This window comes from Mesorhizobium sp. M2A.F.Ca.ET.043.02.1.1 (assembly GCF_003952405.1).
GTDB lineage: Bacteria > Pseudomonadota > Alphaproteobacteria > Rhizobiales > Rhizobiaceae > Mesorhizobium.
The window spans coordinates 936,522-949,050 of the sequence record NZ_CP034445.1 but is presented as its reverse complement, the minus strand read 5'-3'; the positions used below and the strand labels follow the sequence as shown (position 1 = coordinate 949,050).

Below are 12,529 nucleotides of genomic sequence, written 5' to 3'. Positions count from 1 at the left end.
TTTCGACAGAACCTCTATGAGACGGATCACACTTTCTTGCGGAATCGCAAAAGGTGTGAATTCCAAGCCCGGTCCATTTCAGACAATTGGATTGTGGCCCCTTTACGAACATTTCGGAACTTCATTCCAATTTTAGTTTTGTCGACTAGGTTGTCTTAATGCCGGCGCGTGAAAAGCAGATGTCAGGAGGGTTCGCGCCAGGGCGCGGGCTTCCGCGCGCCCTGCTTTTCGCGCTTTTTTGCGCCGCAATGCTGGCCGGGGAGGTACGGCAGGCGGCGGCTTTCGAGATTTTCGGCATCAAGCTCTGGGGCTCGTCCAAGGACGAGGATGCCGACATCGTCGATCCGCTTCGCTATTCCGTGACGCTCAATGCGCCTGATGCCGACAAGGATCTAGTGAAAAGGCTCGAAAACGCCTCGGCGCTGAAGAACGACGAGGACCATCCGGTGTCGGGATCGCTCGGCCTGATGGCTAAGGCGCGCGGCGACCGCGAACAACTGGTCGCCGCGCTCTACGCCGATGCCCGCTACGAAGGCGTGGTCACCATAACGATCGAAGGCAAGTCGATCGACGAGTTGCCGCCGGACGCCGAATTCAAGGGGCCGCAGCCCATTCCGGTCGTCGTCAGCGTCGCACCCGGGGCGAAATTCACGCTTGGCAATATCCGGCTGAAGGGCGATGCCGCCGGGCTGGCGAGCGCCGATTTCGGGCTGATCGCCGGCGGCGATGCCGGCTCCGGCGCCGTGCTCAAGGCCGAAGCGCTGATCGTGCGAGCGCTGAAGGACGAGGGCAGGCCGCTTGCAAAGATCACAGACCGCGAGATCGTCGCCGAGCACGCCAGCTCGACGCTGGACGTGACGTTGACGGTGGCGGCCGGCCCGGTCGCCGGCTATGGCGACACCACGGTCGAGGGCACGGAAAAGGTCGATCGCGACTTCACCGAATACATGACCGGGCTGAAGCGGGGCCAGCAATATTCGCCGCAGGAAATCGACGATGCCCGCGACCGGCTGCTCGGCCTCGAGGTCTTCAACAGCGTGACCATCAAGGAAGGCGACAGCCTCGACGCCAACGGCAACATCCCGATCGACGTCCAGGTAAGCGAGCGCAAGCCGCGCTTTTTCGGCCTCGGCGGCACGTTCTCGAATACGGAAGGGCTGGGGCTAGAAGGCTATTGGGGACACCGCAACCTGTTCGGCCAGGCCGAGAAGCTGCGCATCGACGGTTCGATCAGCGGCATCGGCAGCAACAGCCTTTCAGCTCTCAACTACAATGCCGGCGTCATGTTCGAGAAGCCGGGCGTGCTCGGGCCGACGTCGAAATTCTTCACCGGCGTCAAGACTGTGTTCGAGCACCCCGATGCCTATGACCATTTCTCGGTGAAGGGCGACGTCGGCGTTTCCTACGATCTCGACAAGCAGCAGCGGGTCTCGGCCGAATTCGACCTCGACTATTCGAGGATCACCGACGCTTTCGGCAAGCATACCTATCTGATCGCCAGCGTGCCGCTGCAATATGTCTATGACAATCGCGACAACAAGCTCAACCCGACCAGGGGCTTCCGCTTCCTCGCCTATGCCGAGCCAAGCTACGACATATTGAACGGCGCGACCTTCCTGAAGCTGAAGGGCGAGGGCTACACCTATCAGTCGCTGGACACGGCAAGCAGGTTCTTGCTCGCCGAACGCGCAACGCTGGGCTCGATCGTCGGCACCGGCCTGCAGAACGTGCCCGCCGACCGGCGCTTCTATTCCGGCGGCGGCGGCTCGGTGCGCGGTTATTCCTACCAGGGCATCGGCCCGAAGGATATTGACGGCCAGCCGATCGGCGGCCTCTCCTTCTTCGAGACCTCGGTGGAGATGCGTATCGGCGTCACCGACACGATCGGCATCGTTCCCTTCGTCGATGCCGGCACGGTCTCGATCAAATCCTTCCCGGATTTCTCGGATGTGAAGGTCGGCGCCGGCGTCGGTCTGCGCTACATTACCCCGTTCGGGCCACTGCGCATCGACGCGGCGGTGCCGCTAAACCGCGATCCGGGCGATCCGCATTTCGGCATCTATGCCGGCATCGGCCAGGCGTTCTGACGATGAAGATCTTTTGGCGCATCCTCCGCATCTTTATCTGCACGCTGCTTCTGCTGCTGGTGGTGGCGATCGGCGCCCTGGTCGTCCTGACAGGCACCGAAGGCGGCCGTCAGAACCTCGCCGGCCTGATCTCGAAGATGGCCTCGAGCGAGGACCGAAAGGTTACGGTCGCCGGCATCGAAGGCATCTGGTCGGGGGCGCTCAGGGTCGATCATGTCGTGCTGGAGGACCGCGCCGGCCCCTGGATGGTCGCACGCAACGTGGCGCTCGACTGGTCGCCGACGGCGCTGCTCTCCCGGAATTTCAATGCTGACCGCTTCGCCGCCGAGCGGATCGAGCTGGCGCGGCTGCCGCAGCCGAGCCAGCAGCCGTCGCAGGGCGGCTCGTCCAGCCTGCCGGTGTCGATCGACGTGAAGCAGATCGACCTGCCGGAGATCGCGCTGGGACAGGAGCTTGCCGGCAGCGGGATCGCCGAACTGGCCGCCAAGGGCTCGCTCCAGGCCGATCCGTCGCCGCTGGCGATCGAGAGCGTGCTCAATGTCTCCCGCCATGACGGCAAGCAAGGCAATGTCGACGCCAAGATCCACTTCGCGCCGGCCGACAACAAGCTCGACCTCGATCTCAAGGCGTCGGAACCGGCCGGCGGCATCATCGCCAATCTGCTCAAACTGCCGAATGCGCCGCCCGTCAACATCGTCGTTTCCGGCAGCGGACCTTTGGCCAATTGGAGCGGCGTCGGCACCTTTATGGTCGACAACCGGATCGTCACCCAGTTCACCGGCCGACACCAGCTGTCCGATAAGGGTCATCACATCGAGGCCAAGGGCGACGGCGAATTCGAGCCGTTCCTGCCGGAGAAGATAAAGTCGCTGTTTGCCGGCAAGACGAGCTTCGACCTCGCCGGAACGGCCACCGCATCGGGTGGGATCGATATCGAACAGGCCACCATCGAGAGCGACTCCGTGCACGGCGCCGCAACCGGCAATGTCGATCCGAAGGGCGCCAGCGACCTGGCCGTCGAGCTTGCCGCCAAGGACAAGCCCGTCACCATCGATGTCGGCAACAGCGCGGTTCCGATCCTGGTCGCGGTTGAAAAGGCCACAGTGCGCGCCTTCGGCGACGGCAAGGCGCCGATGGTCGATATCGGCACGTCGCTCACCTCGGTCGCCGTCGGCGGCACCCAGCTCAACAATATTACCGGCGCGATCCATTCCGATGGCTTTGACATCGAAAACCGCAGCGGACCGCTCAGCATCAAGCTCGCCGCCGCCGGGCTGAAGACCGACGTCGCCACGCTGGCGCCGCTGGTGACCGGCAAGCTCGCGGCGGATCTCTCCGGCACGATCAGCCGCGAGACCGTGACCATCGACAAGGGCACCTTGAGCAGCGATGCGCTCAATGCCGGGCTGACGGCAAATGTGGCGCTGGCCGACCTGTCGATGACGCTGAAGATGAATGCCGACGCCGACTCCAAGGCATTGCCGCCGCAGATCAGCTCGCTGCTCGGCGAGCGGGTGCAATTCTCGGCCAGCGCCACGCGCGATCCGCAAGGCGCGTTCGCCGCCAACTCGCTGGAGATCAGCTCCGGCTCGCTCAGCGCCAGCGGCACCGGCAGCATGCAGGGATCGGACCTCCAGGCCAGCGTCAAGGGCACGTTGGGCGACGTCTCGCCGCTGTCGTCGCTTGCCGGCACACCGCTTGAGGGCGGAGTCAATTTCGCGCTGACGGCAAGCGGTCCGCGTCTGGCGCCGGATTTCACAGTGTCGGCAGACAGCGCCAGCCTGACGGCGGCGGGCCGCACCGTGAAGGACATCAAGCTCTCGGCCAAGGGCAAGGCCGATGTCGCCAATCCGACCGCCGACGTCTCGCTGACCGGGAATGCCGAGGGGCAACCACTCGACATCGAGGCTTCGCTGGTGACCGTCGACGGCAAGCGCTCGATCAAAGGGCTCAGCCTGGCGCTCGGCGACAACAAGGTGTCGGGCGATCTCGCGCTCGACGACAAGTTCCTGCCGCTCGGCACGCTGACGCTTGCCGTGCCCGATATCGGGCCGCTCGCCGCGCTGGCAAACCAGACCGCCACAGGCGACATCAACGGCACGATCGACTTTGCCAAGGAGGGCGAGGCGCCGACCGTCACCATCAATGCGGCCAGCACCTCGATCGCGCGTGGCGACCTGGCGGCAAAAGCCATCACCGTCAACGCGCTGATCGCCAACTATCTAAAGGGGCCGGCGATCTCGGGCACGATCAAGGCCGACAATGTGACCTCCGGCGGCACGGTCATCAGCGGCATCGGCATCGATTTGAAGCGCGATGGCGACTGGACCAACTTTACCGGCGGCGCCACGGCGTCCGGCATTCCGGCCACCGCCACGGGGCGGGTTAAGATCGCCGACGGCACGACAAGCGTGGAAATCACGTCCGGCGAGGCGACAGTGCGCGGCATCAAGGCGGCCATCGCCGAGCCATCCAGCCTTTCCGTCGCCAATGGCGTGACGACAATCGATAAGCTCGCGCTCAACCTCGGCGGCGGCTCGGCGACGGTTTCCGGCAGCGCCGGTGAGACCCTGGACGTGATGGCCAATCTCGCCAACCTGCCGCTGGCGCTCGGCAATGATTTCGTGGCCGGCCTCGACGGGGCCGGAACGCTTGAGGGCACCGCGCACGTCACGGGTCCATCGTCCAACCCCGACATCCAGTTCAACGCCAAGGTGGCGGGCGCCGAGACCAGCCAGACCCGGCAGGCGGGGCTCGGGCCGCTGAATCTGGACGCTGCTGGCAGCTACACGCTGGCGGGCGGCGTCGCCCTGGACCACGCCACGCTTTCGGGCGACAAGATTTCAGGCAAGGCCGCCGGCACCCTCAATCCCAACGGCGCCAGCGACTTCTCCCTCGACCTTTTATCATCGGGGCCCAGCCTGCCGTTGACGCTCGGCCGCGCCGACAGCCCGGTCAAGGTCGAAGCCCAGTCCTTGTCGGCAAAGATGGCGGGCGAAAGCACGCAAGCGCGGCTCGATGTGTCCGCCATCCTGCCGTCCATCGTCGCCAGCCAGGGGAAGGTGGATGGTCTCACCCTGGCGCTGCATTCGGATGCCTTCGACCTCAAGGGACGGGCAGGCCCGGTCTCCGGCACGGTCTCGCTGGACAGGATCGGCCTCGACAATCCGTTGATCGCACCGCTGATCGCCGGCAAGGTGGTCGCCAAGGTCAATGGCCGCCTGGCTCCCGATTCCGTCGCCCTCGACAGCGGCTCGCTGACCAGCGATGCGCTCAACAGCCAGGTCTCCGGCCGGGTATCGCTGGGCGATGGCGCCGTCGACCTCAATATGAAGGCCGAGGTCGCGTCTTCGGCCTTGCCGGCGGCGGTGCGCGGCATGCTGGGCGAGACGGCGCAGTTGAGCGCCGCGCTGAAGCGCGATGCCGGTGGCAATGTCAATATAGACGGCCTCAAGCTCAATTCAGGCGCGCTTACCGCCGATGGCCAGGCGAGCCTTGCCGACGGCAAGCTGGCCGCCGGCATCAGAGGCGCGTTGAGCGATGTTTCGGGGCTCTCGAAGGACGCCAAGGGCGCCATCGCTTTCGCCCTCAACGCGCAAGGCCCGGTCGCCGCGCCCGACCTGTCGATGACGGTGGACAGCGACCGGCTCCTCGTGGCGGCGCGCGAGATCACCGGACTGAAGCTGACGGCCACCGGCAAGGCCGATGCCGCTAATCCGGCAGCCAATGTGCAGCTCACCGGCATTGTCGCCGGGCAGAATTTGCAAGGCAGCGCCGTGCTCGCCACGACCAATGGCAGCCGAGCGATCAACGGGCTTCTGCTGTCGCTCGGACCGAACAAGATTTCCGGCGATCTCGCGCTCGACGATGCTTTCGTGCCGGTCGGCACCGTTTCGCTCGACCTGCCAGATATCGGACCGCTCGCCGCGCTGGCCTTGGAAAAGGCCGAAGGCAATGTGCGCGGCACGATCGCCTTTACCAAGGCGGCCAACGGGCCGAATGTCGCGGTCAAGGCGAACACCTCGGAGATCAAGCGCGGCGATCTTTCCGCCAGGAATGTCGCCATCAACGCGCAGATCGCGAACTATATGGCAGCACCGGTGATCGCCGGCACGGTGCGGGCGGAGAGCGTGACTTCCGGCGCCACCGCCATCACCGGCATCGATGTCGATCTCAAGCGCGACGGCGACTGGACCGGTTTTTCTGGCGGGGCCACCGTCAAGAACATTCCGGCCAGGGCGGCCGGGCGCGTGAAAGTGGCGAACGGCACGACGACCATCGAGCTCGCGTCCGGCCAGGCGACCGTGCAGGGCATCAAGGCCGCGATCGCGCAGGCCTCGACGGTGACCATCGCCAATGGCGTGACCACGCTCGACCGGCTGGTGCTCAACCTCGGCGGCGGCACGGCAACGGTGACGGGCAAGGTCGCGCAGGCGCTCGACATCAACGCCAACCTCGCCCGGGTGCCGATTTCGCTCGCCAACAGTTTCTCGCCGGGTCTCGACGCGGCCGGCTCGATCTCGGGCACGGTCAAGGTGACCGGCCAGCCTTCGATCCCCTCGGTCGCCTTCAAGATCGATGCCGCCGGCGTGCAGACCTCGCAGACGCGTGGCGCCGGCCTTGGCGGCATGAATGTGTCGTCATCCGGCACTTTTGCCGGCAACAAGCTCGCCTTCGACGCCAACATCAGCGACGGCGCCGGCCTCGGCCTCAAGGGCGGCGGCTCGGTGACGACGGCGGGCACGCCAACCTTGGCGCTCGATTTCAACGGCAAGGTGCCGTTCTCCTTCCTGGCCGCAAAGCTCGCCGCGCAAGGGCTGGCGCTCAACGGCACCGCCAATGTCGATGTGCAAGTGCGTGGTCCTGCATCCGCGCCGGTTATCAGCGGCAAAGTCACGACATCCGGCGCGCGCCTCATCGATGCGCGCTCCGGCCTAGCGGTGAACGACATCGCCGCCGACGTCTCGATCGGCGGCGGGGTGGCCAGGATCAACCGCCTGACCGGCACACTGTCGACGCGCGGCAGCCTGTCGGCGAGCGGCACCGTGGGCATCAATCCGGCGCAGGGCTTCCCGGCCGACCTGTCGATCAAGCTCACCGACGGCCGCTACACTGACGGCCGGGTGGTGACCGCCAATCTCGGCGGCGACCTGACCGTCAAGGGGCCGCTCGTCTCGGCGCCGGTGATTGCCGGCACCCTTAACCTGGCGAGGACGGTCATCACCGTCCCGGAAAAGCTGCCGGGTTCGCTCTCGGCGCTGGATGTGAAGCACAAGAACGCACCGGCGTCCGTACGGGCGCAGGACAAGGCGCTGCGCCCGGCAACGTCCGGCGGCAGCAGCAACAGCGGCAGCGGCCTGACGCTCGACGTGACGGTCAACGCGCCGAACCAGATCTTCATCCAGGGCAGGGGTGTCGACGCCGAACTGGGCGGATCGCTCAAACTAACCGGCCCGGCTTCGGCGCCCAGGGCGATCGGCACCTTCACCCTGCAGCGCGGACGGCTGATCATCCTTTCCAAGCGACTGACCTTCACCGATGGCACGATCGGGTTCCAGGGGTCGCTGGTGCCCTATCTCAACTTGACGGCGACCACCACGACGAGCACCGCCACAGTCACGGTCGTCGTCTCAGGCGAGGCGACCAATCCGAAGTTCACGTTCTCCTCCGTGCCGGCGCTGCCCCAGGACGAGATCCTGGCACAACTCATCTTCGGTCAATCCATGTCCAAGCTGTCGCCGCTGCAGATCGCGCAACTTGCGAGCGCCGCCGCGCAACTGGCCGGCGTCGGCGGTTCGACCTCGTTGCTCGAGAACCTGCAAAGCGCCATCGGCGTCGATGATCTCGACGTGACGACGGATGAGAAGGGCGGCACCGCGGTTTCGGCCGGCAAGTACCTCAACGATCGCACCTATGTGACGATACAGAAGGGCGACAAGCCAGGCTCCGGCAAGGCGACGATCGACCTCAATGTCGGTCGCGGGGTTAAGCTGCGCGGCGAAGCCAATGACGCCGGCGAGGCCAAGGGCGGCGTCTTTTACGAACGCGAATATTGAGGTTGTGCCGGGCCGGATTGGCCAAGGCGAACCAGGGGCGACCGCCGGTACGGGGCTGCTATCCTTATAAAATGTATCGATTTAATGGCCCGCGGGAATTTTTTAGGGAATCCGCGTCGCGATAACAAATTTGCGTCAAGACTGTCGCTATCACGCGAACCGGGTTGCAGCCAAAGATGCACATTCCCTGGCATGTTCCTCCTCCATACCGTCTTTTTGACAACGCGGTCCGGATGCGGAATGTTAAAAGGCGGAAAGCCAACAATGGGAGCAAGTCATGGCAATCTATAAGAGCAATGGTGATCAGGTTCCTGATCATATCTTGGCGTTGGCCGAAGAAGCCAAGGCGGGAAAGGTCGATCGTCGCGAATTCCTGGCGCTCGCCAGCGTTTTCGGAGCGTCCACGGCGATGGCCTACGGCCTGATCGGTCTGGCCGATCCGACCCCGGCGAAAGCCGACGACGTACAGGGCAAGAAGGGCGGCACGCTGAAGGTCGCGCAGTGGGTCAAGGATCCGAAGGATCCACGCAAGGCCGACTGGTCGGAAATCGCCAATGCCGAGCGCCAGGCGCTTGAGCCGCTGGTTAAGTACACCACCGAGTACACATTCCGCCCCTATCTCCTGGAAAGCTGGGACGTGAACGATGACGCGACCGAGTACACGCTGCATGTACGCAAGGGCGTGACCTGGTCGAACGGCGATGCTTTCACCGCCGACGATGTCATCTTCAATCTCAAGCGCTGGGCCGACAAGAAGGCCGAAGGCAACTCGATGCCCGGCCGCCTTGGCACGCTTGTCAAGGACGACAAGCTCGACGAGAGCGCCGTGACCAAGGTCGACGACATGACCGTCAAGCTGAAACTCGGCAAGCCGGACATCGCGCTGATCCCGAACATGTGCGATTATCCGGGCCTGATCGTCCACAAGAGCTTCGACGAGAAGGGCGGCGATTTCAAAGCCTGCCCGATCGGCACCGGCCCGTTCGAGCTCGTTTCCTACGACGTCGGCCAGAAGGTCGTCTACAAGCGCCGCGCAGACAACAAGTGGTGGGACGGCGAGGTGTTCCTCGACGGCATCGAGTTCATCGACTACGGCACCGATCCTGGCGCCATGGTCAGCGCCTTCGAGGCTGGTGAAGTGCACACCAATTTCGAGACCTCGGCCGACTATGTCTCGATCCTCGACGGCATGGACCTGGTGAAATCCGAGGTGGTGACGGCTGCGACCATCGTCTGCCGCACCAATGTCAACCACAAGCCGTACGACAACCAGAAGGTTCGTCAGGCGCTGCAGCTCGGCGTCGACAACGCGGTCGTCCTGCAGCTCGGCTACGGCAATGCCGGCACGCCCGCTGAGAACCATCACGTCAGCCCGATCCATCCGGAATATTTCGAGCTGCCGAAGATCAAGCGCGACGCCGCCAAGGCCAAGGCCCTGATGGCGGAGGCAGGCCAGGCCGACTTCGAGCACGAGCTGATCACGGTCGACGAGGACTGGCACAAGAACACCGGCGACGCGATCGCAGCCCAGCTGCGCGACGCCGGCATCAAGGTGAAGCGCACGGTGCTGCCGGGCTCGACCTTCTGGAACGACTGGACGAAGTATCCGCTGTCGATGACCAACTGGAACATGCGCCCGCTCGGCGTGCAGGTTCTGGCGATCGGCTATCGCACCGGTGAAGCCTGGAACGAGACTGCTTGGTCGAATTCCGACTGGGATACCAAGCTCAACGCCGCGCTTGCCGTCGCCGACGCGGCCAAGCGCAAGGAAATGATGAAGGACATCGAGCAGATCCTGCAGGATTCCGGCATCATCATCCAGCCGTACTGGCGCAAGCTCTACAGCCACTCGACCAAGGCGGTGCAGAACTTCAAAATGCACCCGACCTACGAGCACGACTACGGCAAGGTCTGGCTGGAACAGGCCTGATCGGAACGAACGGACAAAGGGGCGCTCGGCCCCTTTGTCCCCTTCCTCGCGTGACCCGGGACCGGAGAGCCGTTGCAACGAAAAAGTTGCGGACTCGTCGAATGGGGTCATGCAATAAACTGGGTTGATTGCATTCGAAGGTCAGTTTGCCGGCTTGCCCCGCATCGCGTCGGAGTGGTCGCGCAATCAGGCTCCCCCAACCCATCGGCAGGGGTCCGCCATGCTTTCTTTCATCCTGAGACGTCTCGGCACCATGGCGCTGACGATGCTGTGCCTGACCTTGGTCGTTTTTTTCCTGATCAATCTCGGTCCCAATCTGAAGAAGCTGGCGATCAGCCAGACAGAAATGCACACCTCCGCCGAACAGCTGGAAAGCTGGCTGGCCAACCATGGCTACCGCCAGAACTTCTTCCTGCGCTACGGCCAGTGGCTGGGGTTCTCCCCAAACAGCCGATCACCGACCCGGCGACTGGAAAACCGGCGCAGCGCTTCTCCTTCTGCAACGACCCGGTCGCGCCGACATTCTCCGGCGTGCTGCAGGGCGACTTCGGCTGCTCGACCAAATTCAAGACGACCGTCGCGGCGAAGCTCTTTCCGGCGCTCGGCGCAACGGGGCTTTTGATGTTCTGGGTGCTGGTGGTGATGGTGCCGATCTCGCTGCTCATCGGCATCCTTGCCGGCATGCGCGAGGGCTCGCGCACCGACCGCACGCTGTCTGTCGCTTCGATCGCCTCGACGGCGACGCCTGAATATGTCTCGGGCGTCATCTTCACCGTCATCTTCGCATCCTGGCTGGGCTGGCTGAACGGCTCGGCTGCGTCCGCCAGCCAGGGCCTCACCTTCTACAATTTCACCCTGCCGGTGATGACACTTGCCATCTACGGCATCGGCTACATCGCGCGCATGACGCGCGCCTCGATGGTGGAGGTGATGACGCAGCAATACATCCGAACTGCCCGCCTCAAGGGTCTGTCCTTCGGCAGCGTGGTCGTCAAGCATGCGCTGCGCAACGCTTTGATCGCGCCGTTTACCGTCATCATGCTGCAGTTTCCCTGGCTGCTCACCGGCGTCGTCATCGTCGAGGTGATGTTCCGCTACCAGGGGTTCGGCTATACGCTGGTCGAGGCTGCGGGCAACAACGACATCGACCTGCTGCTCGGCTGCTCGCTGGTTTCGGTGTTCATCGTCTTGATCACGCAGCTCATCTCCGATGTCGGCTACGCGTTCCTCAATCCGCGCATCAGGGTTCAATAAGGGGCAGGGCCGATGCAGACCGAGTATATCAATGCCTTCGACATCGTTGTCGGCGTGCTCTGGCGTTTCTGGCCGGTGTGGATCGCGTTGATCCTAGTGATGGGCGTCAGCTTTGCCTATAAGAAGCGGCTTGGCCTTTACGGCCAGCTCTTTGACAGCGGCGTCGGCATCGCCGGCGTCTTCATCTGCCTGTTCTGGCTGTTCACGGCGATCTTCGCTTCGACCATCTCGCCCTTCGATCCCCTGGCGCAGGTCTCGGTGATGAAGGACGCGCTGCCCGGCGCGATCGAGCCGGCGTCGAAGCTGATCTATTATTTCGGCGGCGATAAGCTCGCCCGCGACGTGTTCTCGCGCATGGTCTACGGCAGCCAGATCGTGCTGATCATCGCGCCGGCCGCCACCGGCTTCGCGCTCATGGTCGGCATCACGCTCGGCCTGCCGGCCGGCTATTACGGCGGCAGGATTGACACGCTGCTGTCCTTCCTCGCCAATCTGGTGCTGGCTTTCCCGGTGATCCTGTTGTTCTACCTCCTGGTGACACCGGGCATCATGGACACGCCGATCCCCTATGCGATGGCGGGTCTGTTCTTCTTGTTCCCGATCATCTTCTTCAGCGTCCTGTTCTGGACGCGTTTCAAGAACCGGCCGGACCGGCTCTATATCCTGCTCGGTATCACGCTTATCCTCGGTGGCTGGATTTATGTCGGCCTGGTCTTCGACAAGGATCCGCTGCACATCGTCCACATCGATCCCAACCAGCTCAACATCTTCGTGGCGGTGGTGTTCGCTTCCAGCCCCGGCGTGTTCCGCATCGTGCGCGGGCTGACCATGGACATCAAGACGCGCGACTATGTGGCGGCGGCGCAGACGCGCGGTGAATCGCCCTGGTACATCATGCTTTGGGAGATATTGCCCAATGCGCGCGGGCCGCTGATCGTCGATGCGTGCCTGCGCATCGGCTACACGACGATCCTGCTCGGAACGCTCGGCTATTTCGGCCTGGGGCTGGCGCCGGAAAGCCCCGACTGGGGCACCGCGATCAAGGACGCCAGCCGGCTGCTGCGTTCCTTCATCCACCCGGCGCTGCCGCCGACGATCGCCCTGATGTCGTTCGTGCTGGGGCTCAACCTTTTGGCGGACTCGCTGCGCGAACAGTCGATGAAGGATTGATGGCGAGGGCTCAGGCCCTACCTGCTGGAACA

Annotated in this window: 4 protein-coding genes and 1 pseudogene; all 5 read left to right on the top strand. The window is 64.0% G+C overall.

What is annotated here, in order from left to right:
* Nucleotides 1–158 precede the first annotated feature (158 nt).
* A complete protein-coding gene (locus EJ068_RS04480; protein WP_127252523.1) occupies nt 159–2,087 on the top strand; it encodes an autotransporter assembly complex family protein in 1,929 nt (642 codons plus the stop codon).
* 2 nt (nt 2,088–2,089) lie between these two features.
* Nucleotides 2,090–8,143, top strand: coding sequence for a translocation/assembly module TamB domain-containing protein (locus EJ068_RS04475; RefSeq protein ID WP_129554481.1), 6,054 nt, complete (start codon nt 2,090–2,092; stop codon nt 8,141–8,143).
* A 277-nt stretch (nt 8,144–8,420) separates the two neighbouring features.
* Entirely contained in the window at nt 8,421–10,073 is a 1,653-nt protein-coding gene (locus EJ068_RS04470; RefSeq protein WP_126081934.1) for an ABC transporter substrate-binding protein, read from the top strand.
* Nucleotides 10,074–10,293: 220 nt separating this feature from the next.
* Nucleotides 10,294–11,327: pseudogene (locus EJ068_RS04465) on the top strand (ABC transporter permease).
* 12 nt (nt 11,328–11,339) lie between these two features.
* Nucleotides 11,340–12,497: an ABC transporter permease gene (locus EJ068_RS04460; protein WP_127252178.1), complete on the top strand. Its 1,158-nt coding sequence runs from the start codon at nt 11,340–11,342 to the stop codon at nt 12,495–12,497.
* Nucleotides 12,498–12,529 lie beyond the last annotated feature (32 nt).